We start from the raw sequence: 25,447 nt of genomic DNA, 5'->3' as shown, positions 1-25,447 counted from the left end.
AAGTATCATCATATAATATAGATGCTAAATTTTTCGAGCGTTTTGTAAAAAGAATCTTATAATCTACCTCCAGATAGAGTTGATATAGATCGAATATTGTAGAATGTGAGAGCGGACCAGGGAATGAGGAGATGGAAAAGTGAGTAATAAGGCAGTTATTTTAGGATGTAACTATTATATCGGGTTAAGTGTCATCCGCTGCTTAGGTATGAATGGAATTCATACGGTAGCGGTCGATTATTCAGAGGAAAATACGTACGGAGCGAAATCAAAATATACTTCTGAGCGGATGATTGCTCCGCACTATAAAAATGAATCGGAAAAATTCATTCAGTTTTTAATTGATTATGCCAAAAAGCAAACGGCGAAACCGCTGTTAATGCCATGTCATGACTCTTATTTGGAAGTCATCGATGAATACTTGGATGAAATCAGAAAATACTACTTAATTCCGCAAACGGAACAAGGTTTATATACGAAAGCCATGAATAAAGAAGTCCTGCACCGAATTGCCATGGAAAAAGGTGTGAATGTCCCGGAAACGGTTCGGGTACATGAAGAAAATCTTTATGAAAAAGTGGAAAGCATTTTAAAATACCCTTGTATTGTTAAACCAACTGATTCTCCGACTTTTGTGGCTAAATTTAGAAGGAAACTTTTTAAGGTTAATAATCGTCAAGAATTACAGGAAGCATTGGCTAAAGCAGAAGAAGCAGGTCTAGAAGTTATTATACAAAGAATTATTCCCGGCTTCGATGATCATATGCACACCTTTGATGCTTATTTAAACCAGGATTCGAAGGTGACCCACTGGGCAACCTTCCAAAAGTTCCGCCAGTATCCAATCAATTTTGGCGCTTCTGTTTATACCGGCCAAAAATATATTCCGGAGTTGTTTGAAATCGGCAGTAAATTTTTAGAAGAAATTGGCTGGAAGGGATTTGCCGAAATTGAATTTAAGAAGGATGCCAATACAGGCAAGTTTTATTTAATTGAAATCAACGCACGGACAACAAACTTTAACACGTTAATTAATAAAATTGGCTTGAATATGCCTTATATCGCTTATCGCGAGTTAACCGGCAATCCATTGCCGCCAAAGGCAATCAAAGAAAATACCGGTCAGGTTTTCTGGTATGGCTATGAAGATATGCTTGCCGTAAAAGATTATATTAAAACAGGCCAATTAACGGTGCCACAGGTAGTGAAATCATTATTTAAAAAACATGCCTATGCGATCTGGGATTGGACGGATCCAAAACCGGGGCTTTCCTATGCCGGAATTATTGCCGGTAAAGTGGCAAAGAAATTTTTAAAATAAGATATACATTCGAGAATTCCAGCTCAGCGCCCCAGCGGCTTCATTTCGCCGCTGACCGGGCGCTTGCGCATTTCTCACTAGAACAAAAATGGAGTGGATTACATGTTATTAACGGATGTTGTTAGAGACCTTGAATTTGAACCGATTAAGGGAGATTTAGACAGGGAAGTAAACTCCATTGCTTATGATTCTAGGGAAGTAGTGGAAAATGGCCTCTTTGTGGCAATTTCAGGATTTAAAGTCGATGGGCACCAGTTCATTGAAAAAGCGATTGAAATGGGTGCGACGACCATCATTGTTGAAAAGGATATCTGGGTTGAAGACTATGTAACGATCCTAAAGGTCACCGACTCCCGAAAGGCATTAGCTCGCGTTTCGGCTAACTTTTACAATAACCCAACAGAAAAATTAAATTTAATTGGGATTACGGGGACGAACGGAAAAACTTCGATTACCTATTTTCTTAAATCGATTTTTGAAGAAGCCGAGAAATCAGTGGGGCTTATCGGGACCATTGGAACCGTTATTGACAATAAACTCATGAAAAACCAAAATACAACACCGGAGTCGTTAAACCTGCAAAAAATCTTTACCGATATGGTTGCGGCTGGCACGGATGATTGCATTATGGAGGTTTCCTCCCATGCGCTCAGCCTAAACAGGGTTGCCTATAGCAACTTTAATACGGGGATTTTCACTAATCTCACTCCTGATCATTTAGAGCTGCACCACAATATGGAGGATTATTTCCAAGCAAAAGCCCTATTATTTGATATGACACAGGATTACAATATTATCAACAACGATGATCCATACGGAAAGCGGCTAATTGATAAAATAAAAGATTATGATACTACCTTGATTACGTATGGAATGGATTCCGATGCCGATATCTATGCATCCGATATTCGCTATTTTGGCGATTATACTCTTTATACCGCGAATACTCCGAGAGGAAACATCGAAGTAAGAGTGAACATCCCCGGGGATATTTATGTGTATAACAGCTTAGCTGCGATTGCATGTGCGTACTGTCACAATATCGACCTGCAAGTGATCCAAAAAGGAATCTGCGGTCTGGAAGGCATTAAAGGCCGGATGGAAGTGGTCTTTAAGGACAAGGACTATAAAATCGTGATCGATTTTGCTCATACAGAGGACGGATTGGAAAAGGCCCTCACATCCCTTAGACCTTACACAAAAGGCAAATTAATCGTGGTCTTTGGTGTCTATGCACCTGATAGTGAGATCGGCCGATTGAAGCGCCAGGCGATGGGTAAAACAGCAGCCAAATTTGCTGATTTAGCCATTGTCACCTCCGACAATCCAAAGGATTTAGATCCAAACTTCATTATTGACGAAATTGTTGAAGCAGTCGAAGAAGAGAATGGAAACTATAAGGTTTTTGTCGACCGCTTAGAAGCCATTCAATATGCGATTCATGTAAGCACCGAAGAAGATACGATTTTAATTGCCGGTAAGGGGCATGAAACGGCACAAATTGTCGGTAAAAAGGAAATTCCTTTTAATGAAGCGGAAATTGTAAAGGAAACGTTAAAGAATCGTAAACTATTAGTGTTTTAATAGAATGGATAAAATATTTTTACCATAATCCATAATTATTCAATGCAGAACGAAAGGTGATAATGAAATATGTGTGGTTTTGTAGGCTTTGCCGATACAAGCACGAAAATAGATAAAGTAACGACCGTGAATAATATGATGGACACCATCATCCACCGCGGACCGGACAGCGGCGGTGTGTTTACCGATGATCGTGTAGCCTTTGGTTTTAGAAGACTATCAATTATCGACTTATCTGATGAAGCAAGTCAGCCAATGTACAATGAAGACAACAGCGTGGTGCTAATTTTTAACGGGGAAATTTATAACTTTGAAGAAATTCGCAAGGACCTCGTGGCAAAAGGGCACCAATTTAGAAGCCATACGGACAGTGAAGTCATTCTTCATGGCTATGAAGAATATGGCGTCGATTTACTGCAAAAAGTGAGAGGAATGTTTGCCTTCTCGATCTGGGATCAGAAAAAACAAACCATGTTCTTAGCGCGCGATTTCTTTGGAATCAAGCCCCTTTATTATACTCAGAACACAACAGACAACTCGTTTATTTTCGGTTCAGAAATTAAAGCATTTTTAAAACACCCATCCTTTAAAAAAGAATTAAACAAGGATGCCCTTAAGCCATACCTTACCTTCCAATATTCTGTGCTTGATGAGACCTTCTTTAAAGGTGTATTCAAATTAAAGCCTGGTCATTACATGATTTATAAGGACGGTAAGACCGAAGTCAAGCCTTATTGGGATGTTAATTTTGATGAAAAAGGAAACAGCTTAGAGCATTTTGTGGAAAAAATAAAAACCACAGTAGAGGAATCCGTGAAGTACCATAAGATTAGTGATGTGAAGGTCGGCTCATTTTTATCCGGCGGGATTGATTCCAGCTATATTACTTCCCTGTTAAAGCCGAACAAAACTTTCTCTGTTGGCTTCCAGGACCATGAGGGAATCTTCAACGAAACCAATCTAGCTAAAGATTTATCAGATATTCTTGGAATTGAAAACCATAAAACCGTTATTAATGCAGATGAATGCTTTGAGAAACTGCCAACCATCCAATACCATATGGATGAGCCGCAATCCAATCCATCCTCTGTTCCGTTATATTTCTTAGCAGAGCTAGCAAGCAAGCATGTTACAGTTGTGTTATCGGGTGAAGGCGCCGATGAAATTTTCGGCGGATATGAGTGGTACCGCCCAACCCCAGCAATGGCGAAATATGAAAAAATTCCATTTGCCCTCCGCCGCGCGGCTTCCAATGTTGCAAAGGCACTGCCGCAGAACCGCATTACAGGCTTCCTAGTTAAAGGCGGCCAAACGGTTGAGGAAACCTTCATTGGCGAAGCCAAGGTATGGGATGAAAATGATGCGTTAAAAGTATTGAAGGATGATTTTAAAAAGGGTCCTTCCGTTCTGAGCATTACGAAAAAGGTCTATGACCGCGTGAAAAATAAAGATGATGTAACGAAAAAGCAATATCTTGACTTGAAGCTATGGCTGCCTGGAGATATTCTCTTAAAAGCGGATAAAATGAGCTGTGCGCACTCCATTGAGCTCCGCGTTCCGTTCTTGGATAAGGTAGTGATGGGGATGGCTTCAGCGATTCCTACTCCGCTTCGTGTAAATCAGGAAAATACGAAATACGCACTGCGAACCGCAGCGAAGGAAGTATTGCCGGAAGAATGGGCCAATCGTCCAAAAGTTGGCTTCCCTGTGCCAATCCGCTATTGGCTGCGCGAAGAGAAATATTATAATTTAGTGAAAGAAATGTTTGTATCTGATATTGCCAAGGAATTCTTTGATACCGATGAATTGGTGAAATTTTTGGACGACCATTATCATAACAGACATAATTATGCCCGTTATATTTGGACCGTATATGTTTTCCTAGTTTGGTATAAAAAGTTTTTCATAGAATTAGAAGGCGAAGCGCCTTCCCAGAGCGCAAAACATACCGACGAGTTGGTCACAGTTTAACCTCTTGTCAGATTAGCTTGAGACCAGGTTTTCTGGAAAAAACCCGTTTAGCGGCTTGTTCGTCGCCGGGTGTTTTCCAAATGTAGCAAATTTTTTAGAAATGGAAGGTGGTAGAATGAAAAGTTTGGGTGTAATCGGTGGAATGGGTCCCAAGGCAACCTCTGTATTTTTCGATAAGGTGGTTGAAAATACTGTCGCTGATCGGGATCAAGACCATATCGATATGATGATCCTGAATCACGCCACCTTACCGGACCGAACAGATGCCATTTTAAATGGACAGGAAGAGTTATTTTTAGAGGCTGTAAAAAAGGACTTCAAGCTGTTGGAGTTTGCCGGTGTTTCTCATATTGCGATTCCTTGTAATACTTCGCATTATTTTTACGACCAAATGCAGGCATTGACGGGTATTCCGATTATTCATATGGTCGATGAAACGTTGAAAGTGATTTATCAAAAATACGGCGAGAACGCCAAGATTGGCCTGTTAGCGACAAAGGGAACCATCAGCAGCGGTATTTACGAAAAAGAATCGGGCAAATACAATATGCAGATCTATGTTCCGAATGAAACCATCCAAAAGCAAACGATGGACATCATTTACAGCATTAAAGCGGATAAAATGATTAACCCGCTGAAGCTGGAAGAGATTATCCATCAGCTTATTTTTGAGGAAGGCTGTCACTGTGTCATTCTTGCTTGCACAGAGTTGTCTTGTGTGAAAATTAGTGATGAGGCAGCGCAGTACTGCGTGGATGCGATGGAGGTACTAGTTGAACAGTCGATTGCCCTTTCAGGAGGCACCTCAAAGAAACAAAAAAGCGCGGCAGTGTATTCTTAAAATTTTGTGAGATTTGGAGCGGAAGGCGGGATATCCATGGCACCAACTGAACTAGAAAGATTTAAGACGTTTTTGGAAGAGTCATTTTCGGACGGAGTAAGCTATCGAGAATTACGATTATCAGACGAGGAAGTAGATTATCTACTTAAGCGGTATCCAAACGCCAGTATTTTAAAAAGCCCCGCTTTGGAGAGCCAGGACGATAAAGCCTGGTATGAAATTAACCTTTTGCCCGCTCCTGATGTTGATTCGAAGTTTGAGGATATTCAAAGGGAAAATCAACGGTTAAAGCAGGAATTGGATGCATTGAAAAAAGCATTGGTTACACAGGGATAATTTGATTAAAAAACACCTAGCCAGGCTAGGTGTTTTTTATCGGACCCAGAGGTTTTTAAAATCAGCAAAGGCATATCTGTGAAAGAGTGAAATAAATATAATATGAAGTTATCTATTCAAAAAAAGCATTGATCCTTCCTTTTCTACGTTAATACGATGCGGAAATGATGTCGTGATTAGCCATTTGAATATTCAAAATGGAGGGTGAGAAAAGGATGATTTTTAAAGAAATGGAGAAGTTTGAAGAGTTTTTATCAAAATCTTTTGCGGACGGAATCAATTTTCGAGAATTAAGGCTTTCGCAGGATGAAGTTTCAATCGTTAAAAAAAGATATCCTAAAGCAAATGTTAGGCAGTGTCAGACCATGGAATCTAAAGATGGAAAGACTTGGTATGAAATCAATCTTTTATTCCCTCTCGCTCTGAAGGACGAAACAGAGATTGAAGCTGTCCAAAGGGAAAACCGAAAGCTGCGTCAAGAACTTGAGACGTTGAAAAAATCAGTAGCTCTTTTTTAAAGCACTATAATGGAGGATATATGAATCCTTTAAAAAATATGGTTCTGCCAAATGGGATGTTAAACAGTGAAAAAATCCTTAAGGCGGAGCCCCTGTATCAAGGGATGAATGGCAAATTTGTTGAGCGTTTTTATCTGTCTGAAGCGGAAAGCTATATTTTCAAGCCATTGACGAATAACGGCCAGTTGGGAAAAGAGGTTTGGGTGTATGAACATGTTCTCCCCTCCCTCCCGGAAATTTATCCAAAATTGCTGGCCTATTCTGTTGCTGCGGAGGCTGATGAGAATTGGATGATTTTTGAGGATCTTGGTTCACTCCGTCATGATTTTAGTGAGGATACTATTTTAGAAGTAATCAAGCTGATGGCGGGATGGCACTCCCTCCCTGTTGAAGGAATTGTCGGGCTTCCGGTGACAGGGCTTAAGCCGAAAATGGAGGAAATCCTTTTGGAGATTTCCGGAGAAAAGTCAGCGTTGCCGGATTTAGGGGTGGAGGAGATTTTTCCTCTTCTTGAGGGGGTTAATTTTTCGAAAAAGCTCGTATTATCGCACGGGGACCTTCATATTGGCAATATTGCAAGAGTTGACCGGAAAGTGGTTGTTTTGGATTGGGAGCATGCCCATTTGAATACACCGTATTGGGATTTGTATCATCTCCTTGATCTCGCTCACCCGGTATTTCCAAAGTCGGTACCCCGTCAGTTTAGAGAGCGGGCCTTGAAAGCTTATTGTGAGCATGCTGGGTTAGTGGGTGATGGCTTTATAAGGGAATATTATCTGTTCTCCGCTGCGTTTTCGATTTGGATGTTGCAGTTGATCCGGAGTGATCTGGATTCGGGGCAAAGAAAGTGGTCGAGGGAGAAACTGGAAGCACAGATGGATGAGACCGTTTCCACCTTAAAGGATTGTGTGGATGTACTTTTGAAATGAAAAAAGCTAACCATAGTGGTTAGCTTTTTTTCCTATTTACGCTTTTTTTTCAAAGCTTTGAGCGATTCCAACGATTACATTTACGGATTTTTCCATGTTGTCGACGGAAATAAATTCATATTTCCCATGGAAGTTTTCGCCGCCGGTAAAGATATTAGGTGTTGGCAGACCCATATAGGAAAGTTGTGAACCGTCTGTACCGCCACGAATTGGTTTAATCAGCGGCTTGATGTCGAGCGACTCCATTACCTCTTGAGCAATGTCGACAATTTGCTTAACTGGCTTAATTTTTTCACCCATGTTGTAATATTGGTCATTCAGTTCAAGAAGGACATTGTCTTCGCCATATTTTGCTTTGATGTCATTAACAATGTTGGTAATGATTGTTTTGCGTTCGTTGAATTTTTCGCGGTCATGGTCGCGGATGATGTAGTACAGCTTGGTTTGTTCAACATCACCATTGATCGAAATCAAGTGATAGAAGCCTTCGTATCCCTCGGTATATTCTGGTGCCTCTTTTTCTGGGAGCTTACTGTGGAGCTCCATCGCAATTTTCGCAGAGTTGATCATTTTGCCTTTTGCGGAGCCTGGGTGAATGTTGGTTCCTTTAATGGTAATCTTCGCTGCGGCTGCATTAAAGCTTTCGTATTCTAATTCGCCTAGTGGACCGCCGTCAACGGTGTAGGCATATTTAGCGTTAAAGCGGGCAACATCAAATTTATGCGGTCCCCTGCCAATTTCCTCATCTGGGGTGAACGCAACGCGGACCTTACCGTGTTTGATTTCCGGGTGTTTGATTAAGTATGCCATTGCGGTCATGATTTCTGCCACGCCGGCCTTGTTGTCGGCGCCAAGCAAGGTTGTACCATCGGTGGTGATTAAGGTATGGCCTTTATAATCTGGGAGGCTTGGGAAGTCTTTTGGTGATAGGACAACTTTTAAGGCCTCGTTTAATGTGATGTCGCTGCCGTCGTAGTTTTCGTGGATTTGCGGTTTGACGTTTTTGCCGGTGAAGTCTGTCGCCGTGTCAACGTGGGCCAGGAATCCGATGGTCGGCACGTCTTTTTCTGTGTTGGATGGAAGCGTTGCCATTAAATAGCCGTTTTCATCGATGCTGACTTCTTGCATGCCGATCGACTTTAATTCCTCTTCAAGCATATGGAGTAGGGTCCACTGCCCTGGCGTTGATGGACAAGTGCTGCTGCTCTCGTCTGACTGGGTATCAATTTTTACATAGGAAGTAAATCTTTCAATGATTTCATTTTTCATGCTTGTTTGCACTCCCTTTTCTCATATGTACATCACTATCATATCACTTTCAATGTTGGTCTACACGTTTTTAGAATAGAGGGCGGGGGTCAGTGTTGTAGGGAGTGCTCGCAACTAGCGTAAGGGCGGGTCCAACTGGCGTAAGCAAATCTAACTAGCGAAAAAGAGTCTGCAACTAGCGCAAGGACAGGTCCAACTAGCGTAAAGAGCCCTCCAACTGGCGCAAGCAAATCCAACTAGCGAAAAAGAGTCTGCAACTAGCGCAAGGACAGGTCCAACTGGCGTAAAAAGGTCTCCAACTAGCGTAAAGAGCCCTCCAACTGGCGCAAGCAAATCCAACTAGCGAAAAAGAGTCTGCAACTAGCGCAAGGACAGGTCCAACTGGCGTAAAAAGGTCTCCAACTAGCGTAAAGAGCCCTCCAACTGGCGTTAGCAAATCTAACTAGCGAAAAAGAGCCTGCAACTAGCGTAAGGACAGGTCCAACTGGCGGGAAAAGGCTTCCAACTAGCGTAAAGAGCCCTCCAACTAGCGCAAGCAAATCTAACTAGCGAAAAAGAGCCTGTAACTAGCGCAAGGACAGGTCCAACTGGCGGAAAAAGGTCTCCAACTAGCGTAAAGAGGTCTCCAACTGGCGTAAAGAGCCCTCCAACTGGCGCAAGCAAATCTAACTAGCGAAAAAGAGCCTGCAACTAGCGATTCGCTTTGCCCAACTACCGGATACTAAATTTTAGATAAGTCCATTATATAGGTTCGGTATCTGAATGCCCCTTTCCTGGCCATGTTCATATTAAGCAAAACCCGTTTTGCCGTGTCGATATCATCAATCCCCAGAAACTCCCTACACTCTCGATTCGTGATTTCCCTTTTAAATAGTAAAAACCACTCCTGTAAAGTCCTAACATGAGCTATGGGATCAACCGCCCCACAATGAGGACAAAACCAAGTCCTGCGGTGCTTCACCATCCCAATCCGATCGCACACCCTACAAATTACCCCAGGGCGAATATCCCCAAATGGAATTTGATATGTCTCACAAATGGGTTTGGGAATAAAACGGCGATGACTTTTTAAAAGCTCAGCAGAGAGCCATTCAAACGTAACTTGATCCAACTTCTTTGATTGTTGCGGAATACTATTGATAAAAGCGGGAATCGAGCTGGGGAATAAGATCTTTGCCTTCGAAGGCGGGACTTCGACAATTTGTTTTGGGTAAGCAAGGACAACTGCACCATAAATAGGAATATAAATGTTGTGGGACCTTAGCCAGGCACTTAATAATTCACGATTACGTTCCAATTGGACGACAGGACTTTCAAATCCATCCTTTTGAACGTTTTCCCTTGTACGGATTAATTGAGGCGGGTTTTCCCTGAACTCTAAACTTCCGCCAATATTCTTCGTTTCTAAAACTAACCCATACGAAGGTGTCATAAAATAGGTATCCATTTGGAATTTCTCATCTGAGCTGGGGGATAAATCGTGGAAAATGTGGTGCTCGAATGGAAACGAATGTCTCCGGAAAATTTCTGCTACTTTTTCTTCTCCGCCAATTCCTGCTTCTACTGATGCTTGTTTACTAGATAAAACGGGCAGCATCGGCTGGGTAACAATCAATCGATTTTGAGCAGAAATGAAACCAGCAAGAGTCAGTGACGGGTCTCTTTCTTTTAAAGTAAAAATATCGTTCACCTCCATAAAGTCAACCTCGTATGTATCTTAGCACACCCCTCAAACCGATACTAAGCACATAAAGAAATGTTCTAAAATTTGTAAAAAAATAGCCACTTACCCCTATTGACCTAAGTGGTCAATGGAGTTACAATGTCATTGACTGATGTGGTCAACGCAGTACCGACAACGCCAATCAACACCACAAAGGTCTACGCAATAAAGAAAGAGGGCTGCCAGAATGTTTTCTAAATTTCTCAACCTAGATCAGGAAAAACAAGACCGTATAATCAACGCAGCAATAAAGGAATTTGCCCAGAAGGGATATGATAACGCCTCGACAAATGAAATCGTCAAAGAAGCCGGTATATCAAAGGGTCTCTTGTTCCATTACTTTGGCAATAAAAAGAAAATGTATTTGTTTGTATTTGACCATTTCTATGAAATCATTGTTGATGAATTTTACAAAAAGATTAACCTGCAAGAACGGGATATTTTTAAAAGAGTTCGCCAAGCTGTCAGCGTGAAAATGGAATTGCTCAACAAATATCCGGATCTGTTTAATTTTTTAAGTGCAGCAGTAATGGAAGATTCGAAGGAAGTGAAACTCGAATTAGACCAAAGAATAAAGCAATTGGCGAAAAACAATATTGGGAAACTGTATGAGGACATTGATTTATCCCTTTTCAGGGACGATATTGATGTCCAAAAGGCACTGAAAATTATCTTTTGGACCTTCGAACAATTTAGTGATGAATTGATTCAACGAGCAAAGCTAACACCGACTCATGAAATTAATTATGACGAGGCAATAAAAGAAACCGAAGAGTATTATGAAGTTTTAATGAAAGCTTTTTATAAATAAGGGGGCGCGCGTGATGAATGTGATTGAACTGAATAACCTAACAAAGACATATGGCAATGCGAGAGGAATTACGGATATCAGCTTTCATGTCGAAGAAGGAGAAGTCTTCGGGTTTATCGGACCGAATGGTGCCGGAAAGTCGACGACCATCCGCACACTTCTCTCCCTCATCTACCCTACGAGCGGCAGTGCCACGATTTTTGGCAAGGACAGCGTGAAGTTTGCACCGGAAATTAAAAAGGAAATTGGCTATTTGCCATCAGAAGTCTTTTATTACGACAACATGAAGGTCAAAGACCTCCTCAAGTATTCAGCCAGTTTTTATAAAAAGGATTGTAGTAAACGAATGAAAGAATTAGCAGAGATCATGGACCTTGACCTTAATAAAAAAATCGACGACCTGTCGTTTGGGAACAAAAAGAAAGTCGGAATTGTCCAGGGACTCCTGCACGATCCAAAGTTGATTATCCTTGATGAGCCGACAAGCGGTCTCGATCCGTTAATGCAGCAAAAATTCTTTGATTTATTAAAAGAAGAAAATAACAAAGGGAAGACGATTTTGTTTTCCTCCCATATTTTGAGTGAAGTACAAAAAATGTGCGACCGCGTGGCGATTATTAAAGAAGGCAAACTTGTCAAAGTGGAGAAAATCAGTACTTTGCGGGAAAACAACCATAAGAAGTTCAAGCTCGAAACTAAGGCTTCCATCCAAAATCTATCCATCGATGGAGTCACGAATCTTGAAGTGAAAGACAATATTACTAGTTTCCTATATAGCGGCGATATCAATTTGATTTTGAAAAAACTCTCGGAGCTTGAGCTGGAAAACCTTTGGATTGACGAACCGGATCTTGAGGAAATCTTTATGCACTATTATGAAAAGGAGAATTAAACCATGAATATCTTTCTCCATGAACTAAAGGCCTATCGGAAATCGACGATGATTTGGACCGTTTCCTTGGCAGCGTTAATCGTTTTCTTCCTATCTATGTTCCCTGGTTTAACACAGGATGCGGATCAGTTTAAAAAGCTGCTTGAAAATTACCCGGAAGCTGTAAGGAAAGCATTGGGCGTTTCACTTGATAGCATTACTTCCTTATTGGGGTTTTATTCCTATGGTTTTACCTATGTGATTCTATGTGGTTCCATTCAGGCTATGAATCTAGGAACCTCGATTTTATCAAAAGAAGTTCGTGAAAAAACAGCCGATTTCCTACTGACAAAGCCTGTTACCCGTAAGCAAATTGTCACAGCCAAACTACTCGCGGTGATTATTTCCTTGGTGATTACGAATGTCATCTATATGGCCATTGCAGTCATTACCGCGTCAGTCGTGAGTGAAAAATCATTTGATATGAATACATTTTTATTGATTTCCTTAACCGCTTTCCTTGTGGAAATGATGTTTGTTGCACTAGGAATCCTCATTTCTGCTGCAGCGTCAAAAATTAAATCGGTTTTGCCGATTTCAATTGGTACTGTATTCGGTTTTTACATCTTAAATATGTTAGGTTCAGTGATCGGTGAAAAGGCGATTTGCTACCTAACCCCATTTAAGTATTATGAAACAAGCTATATTATCAAACACTCAAGCTATCAAGTTTCTTTTGTCTTTATTGAAATCGTCTTAATCATCGCAGCTATTGCTGCGAGTTACGTAATTTATTCGAAAAAGGATATTCATGCGGTATAAGGGGGTGTGGTTATGAATTTATTTTTACGAGAAATGAAGGCGAATCGAAAATCATTGATTATTTGGTGTTTTGGGATTTTGTTTATGGTTGTAGCCGGGATGGGCAAATATGAAGGATATTCTTCATCATCAGGCCAGTCGATTAACGAATTGATGTCAAGTATGCCTAAATCCTTACAGGCGATGATGGGCGTAGGAGAGTTGGATTTTTCAACCCCAATAGGATTTTACGGGATGTTATTTGCCTATCTGATCTTAATGGCTGCATTTCATGCGTTAATGATTGGTGCTAATATCATCGCAAAAGAAGAGCGGGACAAAACAACAGAATTTTTAATGGCAAAACCCATCTCGCGCGGCAGAATTGTAACGGCTAAACTAGTAGCAGCGTTTGTAAATGTAGTGATCTTCAATCTTGTGACCTTAGGTCTCTCGGTTGCCATGGTAACCAAATTTAATAAAGCAGGCGATCCGATCGATGTGATCTATACACTAATGGCAGGAATGTTGATCTTGCAGCTAATTTTTCTTGTGTTAGGTTCGGCAATGGCGGCACAGCTTAAGAAACCGAAACGCGCGGCCTCGATTGGAACGGCTATTCTTTTAATCATGTATATTTTATCGATCGCCATCGATTTGAATAAAAAAATAAGCGGATTAAAATACGTGACCCCTTTTAAGTACTTTGAAGCAAAAAGGGTAATAACAGATGGAACGCTTGACCCGGTCTTTTCTAGTATCTCCCTTGTAGCCATAGTTGGATTATTAGTGGGAACTTATATTTTTTACCGAAAAAGAGATTTAAATACGTAGAAAAAAGGCAGGTTTTTTCCAACCTGTCTTTTTCCTGAGCCCTTCCGCTATTTTTCATTCGCCATCTTAATCAGCCTAATCCTATCGAATTAGTTGTGGAAGATTTAATATTTGCCTTAGTACCATCAATAAGTGCCAGTGAGGCAGGATTAGTAAGAGAACGATAAGTTGATTAAGGGCGCAAACTTTTCTTATGATTTCAATAATGATAAAATGGAAAAATAATCTATGAAAGGAGGAAATGATTATGACTGAAAATAATACTTTACCACCAAAGAAAGGCCCGGTTGAACGCTTGGTAACGGTTGAAGAAGATGTAAAAAAGGTTCTTTCAGGAGAGAAAACTGCAACACGGCGCAATGAGCGCTATGCTGACCCAGGTGAAATTATGACACTTGAGGGACGTCAATTTGTTGTTGAAAAGGTCTATCAGCAGTCCCTAGGAGAGTTAACCGATGATGATGCACGCCGCGAGGGCTTCAATTCCTTGGAAGATTATAAGCAATCGATTCTTTCCATGCATCCGGGAATGCCATGGCTTCCGCAAATGCGCGTCTGGGTCCATGAATTCCGCCCTGTAGAATAAGTATATACTTAAAAAATGAAGCAACACTCCTTTATTTAGAGGGGTGTTGTTTTTTTGGTTAATAGGAAAGTATAAGTGCAACTACGCCTCTGTCTTCGCCCTTAGAGGCTCGCCAATCGGCGAGTTTTCTTTAAAAAAACTAACACAACGATAGTGCTAAAATTTGTTCAACCACCAGCGGCCTCATTATAATAAACTTATCTCAATTTGATACTTCCTACTTTTTCAACAATTAGAGGTGAACGATGTCGTGAAATTTTTAGGCAAATATACAAGGAAGTATTGGAAACTTTTTTTCACAGCCGTAATATTTTTAACCTTTGAAGCGATATGTGACCTGCTGCAGCCGACCATCATGTCAAAAATCATTGATGTTGGCGTTGCCGGACGGGATATCCATTACGTGTTAAAAATGGGCGGCATAATGCTGCTAGTGACTGCTTTCGGAGCAGTATCCGCCTCAACGAGAAGCATTGTTGCCAGTACGGTTTCGCAAAATTTTGGTGCCGAACTCAGGTCCGATTTATTTAAGAAAATCCAATCGCTTTCCTTTAAAAATATCGACCGCTTTGACCGCGCGTCGTTAATCACTAGGCTGACCAATGACGTGAACCAAGTCCAAATCTTTGTAAATGGAATGATGCGGATGTTTGTTAAAGCGCCCCTGCTCGCCATTGGCGGATTGATTATGGCCTCACGATTAAACCTGCGCCTTGCGGTGGTCCTCGCGGTTGTGGTTCCGATTGTCGCCTTGCTCATTATTTTAAATATGAGGTTGGGTTTCCCGCTTTTTACAAAGGTGCAAAAAGCATTAGACCGGGTCAATGGGGTGATTAGGGAATATTTGTCCGGTGTCCGAGTAGTCAAGGCGTTTAACCGGATGGATGTAGAAATTGCAAAATTCACCAAGGAAAATCAACTTTTTCAAGATCAATCCATTTCCGCTACAAGGTTAATGTCCATTTTTAGTCCAGCCATCATGCTGACTGTAAATTTAGGAATTGTCGCTGTCCTCTGGCTTGGAGGGCTAGGAGTGGAATCGGGCCATATTCAAGTCGGCCATATTATTGCATTTACCAACTATATGACGCAAATTTTATTTTCCCTCATGATGATTTCAATGGTGTTTAATATGTTTGTTCGGGCCAGGGCTTCTGCCGGAAGGATTGGCGAGGTCTTTGAACAGGAAGACTTCCAGACTTGGAAGGACGAAGTGAACGAAAATCAAGGAGAAAAAGGCAGAATTGACTTTGAAAATGTCTCGTTTTCCTATGAAGGGACGAGTGGCGAACCGATTTTGAAAAAGATCAATCTTACGTTACACCCCGGTGAAACTGTTGGGATTATTGGCTCCACTGGATCAGGAAAAAGCACCCTTGTCAGCCTTATCCCTCGCTTTTATGATGCGGACGCCGGGACAATCAAGGTCGATGGTGAAGATGTTAAAAACGTTGAACCGAAAAGATTAAGAGAAAAAATTGCGATGGTTCCCCAGAAGACGATTCTTTTTACTGGTAGTGTTGCCGAAAATATTAAGTGGGGTAAAGAGGATGCCAGTGCCGAGGAAATGGAAGCGGCGGCAATGATTGCCGGTGCCCACGATTTTATTTCTGCCTCACCTGAAGGCTATCAAACCAAAATCGGCCAAGGCGGTGTGAATTTTTCCGGCGGACAAAAACAGCGGATTTCGATTGCCAGGGCATTAATTAAGAAACCTGAAATCCTCATTTTGGATGACAGCACAAGTGCCGTCGATGTCGCAACAGAGGCAAAGATCAAGGAATCTTTGAAAAAATATGCAAAGGGCCTTACTTGTTTATTAATTGCCCAGCGGATTACTTCTATCATTGATGCCGATAAAATCGTCGTCATGGACCAAGGAGAAGTAGTCGGGGTGGGAACCCATGAAGAACTGATTCATGAATGCAAGGTTTATCAGGAAATCTTCCAGTCTCAGATTGGCAAGGAGGTGCTGTAGATGGCGAAGGAAACAGAACAAGCACGTACTGCCCCTCCGCTTCCCGGTCCAGGTGGCAGACCTGGCGGATTTGGCGGTGCCCATCGCAGAGGCCCTGTTGTGAAACCCAAGAGTTTTAAGGGAACAATGAAACGGCTATGGGATTATGTTGGCAAAGAGAGAAAAATGCTTTCCTTCCTATTTTTATTTATTGTCATTGATTCCGTTCTTACTTTGCTTGCCCCTTACTTAATCGGAAAAGCGGTCGATGCGATGAGCCTCCATAACAAGGTAGACTTCGGATTATTGGAAAGGACGATTCTCATTCTTGCCTCCGCCTATATCGCTGATGCCCTTCTGACCTTTTTACAAGGCTGGCTGATGGCCGGTGTCTCACAGCGAATTGTCAAAAGCTTAAGGGATTCGCTTTTTAAAAAGCTGCAAAAGCTTCCGGTTGCGTTTTTTGATACCCGAACACATGGGGAGTTAATGAGCAGATTATCCAATGATGTAGATAATGTCAGCAACACCATTTCCCAGTCTACAACCCAGCTAATGTCCGGCCTGATTGTCATTATTGGCTCATTAGTAATGATGCTGATTTTAAGCCCAATTTTAACATTGGTTAGTCTATTGACGGTGCCGTTAGTTTTTTTACTCACTAAAACGATTGCCAAAAAAACAAGTGTGTTATTTAAAGACCAGCAGGTTCAACTTGGGAAATTAAACGGTCATATTGAGGAGACCATTACCGGACTCCATGTCGTAAAAGCGTTTAATCATGAAGAAAAAGTGAATGAAGAATTCGATGAGGTCAATACAATGCTGCGTGAGGTTGGCCTTAAGGCGCAAATTTGGTCGGGTTTCTTGATGCCGATTATGAATGTGATTGGTAACCTCAGCTTTGCACTGGTGGCAGTCGTCGGAGGGATTTTAGCGGTGAAGAGCATGATCACCATCGGGGCAATTGCCAGCTTTATCACATATTCCCGGCAATTTGTCCGTCCGCTTAACGACCTCGCCAATATTTTTAATGTCCTGCAATCAGGTGTCGCGGGCGCCGAGCGGGTTTTTGAAGTTCTTGATGAACAGGAGGAATCGGAGGATGTACCAGGGGCAGTGGAGTTAGTCAATCCAAAGGGGCATGTTGTCTTTGAAGATGTCAGCTTTGGTTATCGCCCGGATGTGCCCATCTTGAAAAATATTCATTTTGATTCTCCTGCGGGCAGTAGTACGGCACTGGTCGGACCGACGGGCGCCGGAAAAACAACGGTGGTAAATCTGTTAACGCGGTTTTATGATGTGACAAGCGGGAGGATTCTATTAGATGGCCGCGATATCCGTGAATATACAAGGGATAGCTTGCGCAGATGCTTTGGTTTTGTGCTCCAGGATACCTATTTGTTTTCCGGTACGATTAAGGAAAATATTATGTATGGAAAGCCGGGTGCGAGTGATGATGAGGTGGTGGCTGCGGCACGGATGGCCAATGCCGATGCTTTTATTAGACGGCTTCCAAACCAATATAAAACAGAGCTTGCGGAGAATGGCGGCAACTTAAGCCAAGGTCAGCGCCAACTGCTGGCGATTGCCAGGGTCATTTTAGCAAAACCCTCGCTGTTGATTTTGGATGAGGCAACCTCGAGCATTGATACCCGGACCGAGCTTCATATTCAGGAAGCGCTGCTCACATTAATGGAGGACCGCACGAGCTTCATCATCGCCCACCGCTTGAATACGATTCGCGATGCCGACTCCATCATGGTCATTGACCAAGGTCAGATTATCGAAAAAGGCAGCCACGACGACTTAATAAAGCAAAACGGAAGATACTATCATATGTTTTTCAATCAATTTAAAAATATCGAAGGAGCACTGGACTAACAGTGCTCCTTTTTGGACCTGAATGGCTTTTGGAGCTGTCTGGGTTATTTTAAATGGGCTGATTAGAGGTTAGCTTTTGGGAATCCCGATTTTTAAAGGACAATTTAATCAGCTATGCTACCGAGGACGGGATACTTCCCTTGAAACGGTCGCATAGAACCTAGCTACGCTACCGAGGACGGGATTTTTCCCTTGAAACGGTCGCATAGACCACGGCTACGCTACCGAGGACGGGATTCCTCCCTTGAAACGGTCGCATAGAACCAGGCTACGCTACCGTGAACGGGATACTTCTCAGGAAACGGTCGCATAGAACATGGCTATGCTACCGAGGACGGGATACTTCCCTTGAAACGGTCGCATAGAACCAGGCTACGCTACCGAGGACGGGATACTTCTCAGGAAACGGTCGCATAGAACACGGCTATGCTACCGAGGACGGGATACTTCCCTTGAAACGGTCGTATAGAACCTTGCTACGCTACCAAAGACGGATTTCTTTTCTGGATTCGATCACATAGAACCGTACATTTGAATTGGGTTTTGTCCCAAACCAATTTAAAGGACATTTCACCGGTACCTTGTCTCCTTTTTGTCCCAAAACTGAAAAAACGGCCGCAGTGAGTTTGTTTCCATTGAAGCAATTTAATTTTTCAAAAAATGTAGTGACTGATGTAAAGACACCTGTTAAAATACAGTTGACTTATTAAAAGAACAAGGTATTGGAAATAGTATAAATAATGTTTCGAACAGGAGGGTCCAAATGATTAACGAGCAGGATGTTTTTAATAGAGGAACTGCGAAGAAAAAAAAGGATGTCTCCAGCGGAAAATTGCTGACCATTGCAGGTACGGGCTGGATGTTTGATGCAATGGATGTGGGGATGCTTTCCTTCATCATCGCTGCCCTAAAAGTCGAATGGAATTTATCCGCCGAGCAAATGGGCTGGATTGGCAGTGTCAACTCCATCGGTATGGCAGTCGGTGCCCTTATTTTTGGCTTAATGGCGGACCGGGTGGGCCGGAAAAATATTTTTATTATCACGCTATTATTATTTTCAATTGGAAGTGGTGCCTCCGCCTTTACCACAACGATCACCATGTTTTTAGTATTGAGGTTTTTCATTGGGATGGGGCTTGGCGGCGAGCTTCCGGTGGCCGCCACCCTTGTTTCGGAAAGTGTCCCGGTTGAAAAGCGCGGAAGAATCGTTGTACTGCTTGAAAGCTTCTGGGCAGTCGGCTGGCTGGTGGCTGCGGTCATTTCCTATTTTGTCATTCCGAAGTTTGGCTGGCAGGTAGCATTACTGATTAGTGCAATTCCTGCTATCTATACTCTCTATTTACGTATGGGCTTACCGGATTCTCCACGTTTCACCGAAGTGAAAAAACAAGAAAAAATTTCAGTATTTCAAAGCCTGGCAAAATTATTTTCCAAGGAATATGGCCGCCAAACCACGATGCTCTGGGTTGTGTGGTTCTGTGTCGTATTCTCCTATTATGGAATTTTCCTTTGGCTCCCAAGTGTGATGGTCATGAAAGGCTTCAGTCTAATTAAAAGCTTCGAATATGTGTTGATTATGACACTAGCCCAGCTTCCCGGTTATTTTACCGCCGCCTGGTTTATTGAAAAATTTGGCAGGAAATTTGTATTGGCTGTCTATTTAACAGGAACGGCGATCAGTGCTTATTTCTTTGGAACGGCGGATACAACTTCCTTATTAATGATAGCGGGAATTCTGTTGTCCTTCTTTAATTTAGGTGCATGGGGTGGACTTTACGCTTACACACCTGAACAATATCCAACGGTGATCCGCGGTACTGGTACAGGAATGGCGGCATCCTTTGGCCGAATTGGCGGGGTGCTCGGACCGCTGTTGGTTGGTTACCTGGTGGCGGGAAAAACATCCATATCAATAATTTTTACTATTTTTTGTATTACCGTTTTAGTAGGGGCGGCTGCGGTATTGATTCTTGGAAAAGAAACGAAAAGTAAAGTATTAGAATAACTTTTTCACAAAAAGAGAATTCCATTTCAGGAGTTCTCTTTTTTATCTCTCGTTTTTTTGAAAAATATTTTAGAAATAACTTACTTTTGAACTCAAAACAAAATTTAGCGCTTCACAGTGTAAAAACCCAATAGAGTTAAAGGAAAATGGTGAATATTTATTATTTTAAAAATTATTTTAAAATAACGGACAATAGTACTAGACGAAAAGAAAATAATTTTGTACAATATTTTCAGAATATTAATTGTTTTAGAAACAGTAAGAAAACTATTGGAAAAATTATCTAGCAGGGGGAATACCATGAGAAAAAGAAAAGTAGCAGGTGTAGTTGCATCCTTTTTGGTTGCAGCAAGTGTTATGGCAGGCTGCAGTAGCAGCTCAACAACTGGTGGGAATGCTAGCAGTGACAGTAAAACGATTAAAATTGGGGCAAACCTTGAATTATCCGGCGGTGTTGCTTCCTACGGTCAGTCGATTAAAGAAGGTATTGATCTCGCTATCAGCGAAATCAACAAAAAAGGGATTGACGGCAAGAAATTACAATTAGTAAGTGTTGATAACAAATCAGATGCTGCTGAAGCAACAAGCGGGGCAATCAAATTAATCACTCAAGATAAAGTATCAGCTGTTATTGGTGCAGCAACAAGTACCGACACCCTTGCACAAGTGCAAATTGCCGATGATAATAAAGTTCCTATTTTGACCCCAACAGGAACAAACCCTACCGTTACTGTTAAAGATGGAAAATTAAATGACTATGTATTCCGTACATGTTTCATTGACCCATTCCAAGGTACAGTATCAGCTAACTTTGCTTCCAATGAGTTAAAAGTGAAGAAAGCAGCTGTCTTAATCGATAGCTCAAGTGATTATGCAAAAGGTTTAGCTGCATCTTTCAAAGATTTCTTCAAGAAAAATGGCGGAAATGTTGTATCTGAAGAAGCTTATGTTGCGAAGGATACTGATTTCCATGCAACATTAACCCGTATCAAAGCGAAAAACCCTGACTTTGTATTCATCCCTGGATACTATGAAGAAGTAGGCTTAATCGTGAAGCAAGCTCGTGAAATTGGCCTGAATGTACCAATGATGGGTGCTGACGGCTGGGATTCTCCTAAACTAGTAGAAATCGCTGGTGCAAAGGCATTAAATAACACGTATATCACAAACCACTACTCTTCTGGTGACTCTGATGCAAAAGTACAAGATTTCGTTAAAGCATTCGAAGCAAAGTACAGTGGAAAAACTCCAGATGCTTTCAACGCATTAGGTTATGACTCAGCATACTTTATCGCAGATGCAATCAAGCGTGCCGGTTCAAGTGACCCGCAAAAGATCCAAAAGGCTCTTGTTGGAACAGATGGTCTATCACTTGTAACAGGAACAATGAAGCTTGACAAAAACCATGACCCAATCAAGTCAGCTGTTATTCTTGAGTACAAAGATGGTAAGCAAACATTTAAATCAAAAGTAAACCCTCAATAGAAAAGCGGATATTCCTTTTTACAATCATTAAACAAAAATGAATAGGGAGATTCTTGTCTCCCTATTCCAATTTAATAGACTTGAAATTGATAGATTCACCACTCAAATGTGTTTTTGAAGTTGAAAGTCCTTTTAAAAGGAGTGTAATAGATGGAAATAATACAGCAGCTAGTCAACGGCATTTCCTTGGGCAGTATCTATGCTTTAATTGCCTTAGGGTATACAATGGTTTACGGTATTGTAAAATTAATTAACTTCGCCCATGGTGACGTCTTCATGGTGGGAGCTTTTATCGGTTTTTATTCAATCACATTTCTTCACATGAATTTTTTCCTTGCTTTGATTATATCAATGGCAGTATGTGCGATATTTGGAGTTCTAATTGAAAGAATCGCTTATAAACCATTACGAAACGCAACAAGAATTGCCGCTCTTATTACGGCAATCGGGGTATCACTATTTATCGAATACGGAATGATTTATGTTCGTGGTGCGCAGCCAGCTGCCTATCCGGACAACCTTGTTCCATTTAAAGAAATCAGCCTTTTTGGTGTAGAAATCAGCGGTCAGTCCTTACTGATTTTAGCGACATCAATTTTCTTAATGATCTTACTACAATTTATCGTTCACAAAACTAAAATCGGGAAAGCAATGCGTGCGGTATCACATGATATGGATGCAGCACGGTTAATGGGTATAAATGTAAACAACACAATTTCTGCAACATTCGCAATCGGGTCTGCACTTGCAGGCGCAGCGGGTGTAATCTTTGGAATGTACTATACAAAAATTGAACCATTGATGGGAATTATCCCAGGTCTGAAAGCATTCGTAGCCGCTGTATTAGGCGGAATTGGAATCATCCCGGGTGCAATGGCCGGCGGTCTTGTACTGGGTGTAATCGAATCACTTGTCAGTGCCCTTGGTTTCTCTTTATGGCGTGACGGTGTGGCCTTCATTGTTCTAATTTTAATTTTGATCTTCCGTCCGGCAGGGCTATTTGGTAAAAATGTCAGAGAAAAGGTATAGGGGGTGGCTAAGCGTTGAATACAATTAAACATACTAAAGGATTCTGGAGTTCAATCGTTTTAGCCGTTGTTTTTTCAGTAATCGTACAATTTTTAATAAATGGAGGAACACTTAATCAGTTTTATGTAAACACCTTGTTCTTCATTGGAATTAATATTATTTTAGCAGCTAGCCTGCATTTAATCATCGGGGTTACCGGACAGTTTTCGATTGGACATGCCGGGTTCCTTGCAGTCGGTGCATATGCATCCGCGATTGTGACGATGAAATTAGGTCTTCCCTTCCCGGTAGCCATTTTGGCGGCAGGAATTGTTGCTGCGATTACAGGTCTAATTATTGGTATTCCAACCCTAAGACTTAAGGGAGATTATTTAGCGATTGCGACACTTGGCTTTGGGGAAATTGTCAGGATTGTCTTATTAAATATCGACTATGTCGGGGGCGCAAGTGGGATGACCGTATCCCATTTCACCACTTGGCCATGGCTTGTGGGCTGTGTCATTTTAACCATTGTTGTGATTGTAAACTTTACGAATTCAACCCATGGACGTGCCTGTATTTCCATTCGCGAAAATGAAATTGCTGCAGATGCGATGGGAATTAATACGACGTACTATAAGGTTGCAGCTTTTGCGATCGGTGCCTTTTTTGCAGGGATTGCCGGTGCATTATATGCGCATAACTTCTATATTATCCAACCGACAAACTTTGGTTTCTTAAAATCATTTGATATCTTGATTTTCGTTGTACTTGGCGGATTGGGAAGTATGTCCGGTGCAGTCATCGCGGCAGTCCTTCTCACGATTATTTCGACATTCTTACAGGGCTTCCCTGAGGTTCGGATGATTGTTTACAGCTTAGTGCTTGTGATTATGATGCTTTACCGTCCACAAGGATTGTTAGGAACGAAAGAAATAACCTCATTCTTTAAAGGTGGTAAATCCGTTAAAGGAGGAGTAAAAGATGGAAACAAACACACCGCTGCTTAAAGTAGATCAGGCCGGAATCCGATTCGGCGGCTTAAAGGCCGTTTCCGATGTCAACCTTGAGTTAAAGCAAGGTGAACTTGTCGGTTTAATTGGACCAAATGGCGCTGGTAAAACAACATTCTTTAACCTTTTAACAGGGGTTTACGTGCCAACGGAAGGAAGTATTTCATTAGACGGGGAAAAATTAAATGGTTTGGCACCTTATAAAATTACCAAAAAGGGAATCAGCCGTACCTTCCAAAATATTCGTTTATTTAGTGAATTATCTGTACTTGATAATGTTAAGGTAGCGTACCACTCGCTGTCCAAGCATTCGATGTTAAGCTCAATCTTCCGTCTACCTACCCATTTTTCCGGTGAGAAGGAAATGGAGGAAAAGGCGATTGAATTCCTAAAGATTTTTAACCTTGAAGGATTTATACATGAAAAGGCGAAAAATCTCCCTTATGGCCAGCAGCGCCGCCTGGAGATTGCCCGTGCCCTTGCAGCAAACCCGAAACTTTTGCTTTTGGATGAGCCGGCAGCCGGGATGAATCCTCAAGAAACGGAAGAATTAATGAATTTGATTGCGTTAATTCGCGAGCGGTTCTCGTTAACGATTTTACTGATTGAACACGATATGGGGCTGGTAATGGGCGTATGTGAACGAATCTATGTACTTGATTCCGGCCAGCTCATTGCTGAAGGTACTCCTGAGGAAATCAGAAATAATCCAAAAGTCATCAAAGCATACCTCGGCGAGGAGGTCATTTCATAATGTTAAAGATAAATGATATTAATGTATACTATGGAAATATTCATGCCTTGAAGGGCGTCTCTCTTGAAATTAACCAGGGTGAAATTGTTACTTTGATTGGGGCAAATGGTGCCGGGAAAAGTACGCTGTTAAAAACAATTTCGGGATTGCTAAAGCCGAAGAATGGTGAAATCCTATTTGAAGGAAAGCCGATTGGCGGTAAAGTGGCCCAGTCGATTGTAAAAATGGGACTCTCCCATGTTCCGGAAGGCCGCCGCGTTTTTGCTAATATGTCGGTGGAGGAAAACCTTGAATTAGGTGCGTACCTTCGAAATGATAAAAAAGGGATTCAAGAGGATTTCGATAAAGTATATCAGTTATTCCCGCGTCTTCATGAGCGCCGCAAGCAATTATCCGGAACATTATCCGGCGGTGAGCAGCAAATGCTGGCAATGGGGCGTGCGTTAATGGCTCGTCCGAAGCTGTTGTTATTGGATGAACCATCAATGGGACTTGCACCGCTTTTAGTCAAAACGATTTTTAATATTATCGGGGAAATAAATAAAACAGGCACGACCATTCTTTTGATTGAACAAAATGCCAATATGGCGCTATCAATCGCTGACCGCGCCTATGTTATCGAAACAGGAAAAATTGTTGCATCAGGTTCTGCAGAGGAACTCAATGCAAGTGACCAAATTAAAATGGCCTACTTGGGCGGGCATTAAAAACGAAAAGCGGAAGCGCCTTGATCAGCCCCGACAAGCGCTGGAGGGCCTGACGGTGAAGTCGTTCTTTGACTTCATCGGCAGGACCGAAGCGACCTAGAGGGGCTAGGCGCTGGAGCTAGACAAAGAAAGGTATTGGGGGAACTAAAATGTACCCTTTGTAAAGGACATTTAAAAAAAGGTTAGGCAGTCTTAAGAAGATGATTTCTGTATTGAACAGGGGTCATCTTTTTTAGGTT

The 25,447-nt window shown here is 41.8% G+C and carries 22 protein-coding genes; 20 read left to right on the top strand and 2 right to left on the bottom strand.

Going from position 1 to position 25,447, the window contains the following annotated elements; genetic code table 11:
* Positions 1-139 precede the first annotated feature (139 nt).
* The 7 genes from J2Y67_RS24795 to J2Y67_RS24765 all read left to right on the top strand — a co-directional run bounded on the left by J2Y67_RS24795 (position 140) and on the right by J2Y67_RS24765 (position 7,500).
* Complete coding sequence (locus J2Y67_RS24795; RefSeq protein ID WP_310178376.1) at positions 140-1,321, top strand: carboxylate--amine ligase; 1,182 nt, start codon at positions 140-142, stop codon at positions 1,319-1,321.
* A 102-nt stretch (positions 1,322-1,423) separates the two neighbouring features.
* Positions 1,424-2,905 carry a UDP-N-acetylmuramoyl-L-alanyl-D-glutamate--2,6-diaminopimelate ligase gene (locus tag J2Y67_RS24790; protein WP_310178375.1) on the top strand — a complete coding sequence of 494 codons (1,482 nt, stop codon included), beginning with the start codon at positions 1,424-1,426 and terminating at the stop codon, positions 2,903-2,905.
* Positions 2,906-2,974: 69 nt separating this feature from the next.
* Complete coding sequence (gene asnB, locus J2Y67_RS24785) at positions 2,975-4,876, top strand: asparagine synthase (glutamine-hydrolyzing) (protein WP_310178373.1); 1,902 nt, start codon at positions 2,975-2,977, stop codon at positions 4,874-4,876.
* Positions 4,877-4,991: 115 nt separating this feature from the next.
* The gene (gene cuyB, locus J2Y67_RS24780; RefSeq protein WP_310178371.1) at positions 4,992-5,717 is read left to right on the top strand and encodes a cysteate racemase; all 726 of its coding nucleotides are present in this window, start codon (positions 4,992-4,994) and stop codon (positions 5,715-5,717) included.
* 36 nt (positions 5,718-5,753) lie between these two features.
* A complete protein-coding gene (locus J2Y67_RS24775; RefSeq protein WP_310178369.1) occupies positions 5,754-6,053 on the top strand; it encodes a hypothetical protein in 300 nt (99 codons plus the stop codon).
* 215 nt (positions 6,054-6,268) lie between these two features.
* Positions 6,269-6,571, top strand: a complete 303-nt coding sequence (locus tag J2Y67_RS24770) for a hypothetical protein (RefSeq protein ID WP_310178366.1) — start codon at positions 6,269-6,271, stop codon at positions 6,569-6,571.
* A gap of 20 nt (positions 6,572-6,591) precedes the next feature.
* Positions 6,592-7,500: a phosphotransferase gene (locus tag J2Y67_RS24765; protein WP_310178365.1), complete on the top strand. Its 909-nt coding sequence runs from the start codon at positions 6,592-6,594 to the stop codon at positions 7,498-7,500.
* Between the two features lie 36 nt (positions 7,501-7,536).
* Here J2Y67_RS24765 and pepT read toward each other — a convergent pair whose 3' ends face one another.
* Entirely contained in the window at positions 7,537-8,769 is a 1,233-nt protein-coding gene (gene pepT, locus J2Y67_RS24760; protein ID WP_310178364.1) for a peptidase T, read from the bottom strand.
* Positions 8,770-9,490: 721 nt separating this feature from the next.
* Entirely contained in the window at positions 9,491-10,465 is a 975-nt protein-coding gene (locus J2Y67_RS24755) for a nuclease-related domain-containing protein (RefSeq protein WP_310178361.1), read from the bottom strand.
* A 214-nt stretch (positions 10,466-10,679) separates the two neighbouring features.
* Between J2Y67_RS24755 and J2Y67_RS24750 the strand changes: the two genes are divergently transcribed.
* The 13 genes from J2Y67_RS24750 to J2Y67_RS24690 all read left to right on the top strand — a co-directional run bounded on the left by J2Y67_RS24750 (position 10,680) and on the right by J2Y67_RS24690 (position 25,208).
* Positions 10,680-11,303, top strand: a complete 624-nt coding sequence (locus tag J2Y67_RS24750; RefSeq protein ID WP_310178359.1) for a TetR/AcrR family transcriptional regulator — start codon at positions 10,680-10,682, stop codon at positions 11,301-11,303.
* Positions 11,304-11,316: 13 nt separating this feature from the next.
* The gene (locus J2Y67_RS24745; protein WP_310178357.1) at positions 11,317-12,195 is read left to right on the top strand and encodes an ABC transporter ATP-binding protein; all 879 of its coding nucleotides are present in this window, start codon (positions 11,317-11,319) and stop codon (positions 12,193-12,195) included.
* Between the two features lie 3 nt (positions 12,196-12,198).
* Positions 12,199-12,996, top strand: a complete 798-nt coding sequence (locus tag J2Y67_RS24740; protein ID WP_310178353.1) for an ABC transporter permease subunit — start codon at positions 12,199-12,201, stop codon at positions 12,994-12,996.
* Positions 12,997-13,008: 12 nt separating this feature from the next.
* Positions 13,009-13,809: an ABC transporter permease subunit gene (locus tag J2Y67_RS24735; RefSeq protein WP_310178349.1), complete on the top strand. Its 801-nt coding sequence runs from the start codon at positions 13,009-13,011 to the stop codon at positions 13,807-13,809.
* Positions 13,810-14,056: 247 nt separating this feature from the next.
* A complete protein-coding gene (locus tag J2Y67_RS24730) occupies positions 14,057-14,395 on the top strand; it encodes an ASCH domain-containing protein (RefSeq protein ID WP_310178347.1) in 339 nt (112 codons plus the stop codon).
* A gap of 250 nt (positions 14,396-14,645) precedes the next feature.
* Positions 14,646-16,373 (top strand): ABC transporter ATP-binding protein, encoded by a 1,728-nt coding sequence (locus J2Y67_RS24725; protein ID WP_310178345.1) that lies wholly within the window; start codon positions 14,646-14,648, stop codon positions 16,371-16,373.
* A complete protein-coding gene (locus J2Y67_RS24720) occupies positions 16,374-18,236 on the top strand; it encodes an ABC transporter ATP-binding protein (RefSeq protein ID WP_310178344.1) in 1,863 nt (620 codons plus the stop codon).
* Positions 18,237-18,999: 763 nt separating this feature from the next.
* Complete coding sequence (locus J2Y67_RS24715) at positions 19,000-20,241, top strand: MFS transporter (protein WP_310178343.1); 1,242 nt, start codon at positions 19,000-19,002, stop codon at positions 20,239-20,241.
* Positions 20,242-20,541: 300 nt separating this feature from the next.
* On the top strand, positions 20,542-21,726 hold the full coding sequence (locus tag J2Y67_RS24710; protein WP_310178342.1) for an ABC transporter substrate-binding protein: 1,185 nt from the start codon (positions 20,542-20,544) through the stop codon (positions 21,724-21,726).
* Between the two features lie 150 nt (positions 21,727-21,876).
* Positions 21,877-22,755 (top strand): branched-chain amino acid ABC transporter permease, encoded by an 879-nt coding sequence (locus tag J2Y67_RS24705; RefSeq protein ID WP_310178340.1) that lies wholly within the window; start codon positions 21,877-21,879, stop codon positions 22,753-22,755.
* A 14-nt stretch (positions 22,756-22,769) separates the two neighbouring features.
* A complete protein-coding gene (locus J2Y67_RS24700) occupies positions 22,770-23,744 on the top strand; it encodes a branched-chain amino acid ABC transporter permease (RefSeq protein WP_310178337.1) in 975 nt (324 codons plus the stop codon).
* The gene (locus tag J2Y67_RS24695; RefSeq protein WP_310178333.1) at positions 23,719-24,501 is read left to right on the top strand and encodes an ABC transporter ATP-binding protein; all 783 of its coding nucleotides are present in this window, start codon (positions 23,719-23,721) and stop codon (positions 24,499-24,501) included. The genes J2Y67_RS24700 and J2Y67_RS24695 overlap by 26 nt, the downstream gene beginning before the upstream one ends.
* The gene (locus J2Y67_RS24690) at positions 24,501-25,208 is read left to right on the top strand and encodes an ABC transporter ATP-binding protein (protein WP_310178331.1); all 708 of its coding nucleotides are present in this window, start codon (positions 24,501-24,503) and stop codon (positions 25,206-25,208) included. The genes J2Y67_RS24695 and J2Y67_RS24690 overlap by 1 nt, the downstream gene beginning before the upstream one ends.
* The last annotated feature ends 239 nt before the right edge of the window (positions 25,209-25,447 follow it).

It is taken from the genome of Neobacillus niacini (assembly GCF_031456445.1).
GTDB lineage: Bacteria > Bacillota > Bacilli > Bacillales > Cytobacillaceae > Neobacillus > Neobacillus niacini_I.
Note: the sequence above shows the minus strand (reverse complement) of the source record. Positions and strands in the feature narration are given on the sequence as shown.

Excerpts from the sequence above, each read along its gene's own strand:
- J2Y67_RS24750 (WP_310178359.1), top strand. The coding sequence starts at position 10,680 with ATGTTTTCTAAATTTCTCAACCTAGATCAGGAAAAACAAGACCGTATA.
- J2Y67_RS24765 (WP_310178365.1), top strand. The coding sequence starts at position 6,592 with ATGAATCCTTTAAAAAATATGGTTCTGCCAAATGGGATGTTAAACAGT.
- asnB (WP_310178373.1), top strand. The coding sequence starts at position 2,975 with ATGTGTGGTTTTGTAGGCTTTGCCGATACAAGCACGAAAATAGATAAA.
- J2Y67_RS24720 (WP_310178344.1), top strand. The coding sequence starts at position 16,374 with ATGGCGAAGGAAACAGAACAAGCACGTACTGCCCCTCCGCTTCCCGGT.
- J2Y67_RS24710 (WP_310178342.1), top strand. The coding sequence starts at position 20,542 with ATGAGAAAAAGAAAAGTAGCAGGTGTAGTTGCATCCTTTTTGGTTGCA.
- J2Y67_RS24790 (WP_310178375.1), top strand. The coding sequence starts at position 1,424 with ATGTTATTAACGGATGTTGTTAGAGACCTTGAATTTGAACCGATTAAG.
- J2Y67_RS24730 (WP_310178347.1), top strand. The coding sequence starts at position 14,057 with ATGACTGAAAATAATACTTTACCACCAAAGAAAGGCCCGGTTGAACGC.
- J2Y67_RS24705 (WP_310178340.1), top strand. The coding sequence starts at position 21,877 with ATGGAAATAATACAGCAGCTAGTCAACGGCATTTCCTTGGGCAGTATC.
- J2Y67_RS24715 (WP_310178343.1), top strand. The coding sequence starts at position 19,000 with ATGATTAACGAGCAGGATGTTTTTAATAGAGGAACTGCGAAGAAAAAA.
- cuyB (WP_310178371.1), top strand. The coding sequence starts at position 4,992 with ATGAAAAGTTTGGGTGTAATCGGTGGAATGGGTCCCAAGGCAACCTCT.
- J2Y67_RS24740 (WP_310178353.1), top strand. The coding sequence starts at position 12,199 with ATGAATATCTTTCTCCATGAACTAAAGGCCTATCGGAAATCGACGATG.
- J2Y67_RS24735 (WP_310178349.1), top strand. The coding sequence starts at position 13,009 with ATGAATTTATTTTTACGAGAAATGAAGGCGAATCGAAAATCATTGATT.
- J2Y67_RS24690 (WP_310178331.1), top strand. The coding sequence starts at position 24,501 with ATGTTAAAGATAAATGATATTAATGTATACTATGGAAATATTCATGCC.
- J2Y67_RS24745 (WP_310178357.1), top strand. The coding sequence starts at position 11,317 with ATGAATGTGATTGAACTGAATAACCTAACAAAGACATATGGCAATGCG.
- J2Y67_RS24755 (WP_310178361.1), bottom strand. The coding sequence starts at position 10,465 with ATGGAGGTGAACGATATTTTTACTTTAAAAGAAAGAGACCCGTCACTG.
- J2Y67_RS24695 (WP_310178333.1), top strand. The coding sequence starts at position 23,719 with ATGGAAACAAACACACCGCTGCTTAAAGTAGATCAGGCCGGAATCCGA.
- J2Y67_RS24775 (WP_310178369.1), top strand. The coding sequence starts at position 5,754 with ATGGCACCAACTGAACTAGAAAGATTTAAGACGTTTTTGGAAGAGTCA.
- pepT (WP_310178364.1), bottom strand. The coding sequence starts at position 8,769 with ATGAAAAATGAAATCATTGAAAGATTTACTTCCTATGTAAAAATTGAT.
- J2Y67_RS24770 (WP_310178366.1), top strand. The coding sequence starts at position 6,269 with ATGATTTTTAAAGAAATGGAGAAGTTTGAAGAGTTTTTATCAAAATCT.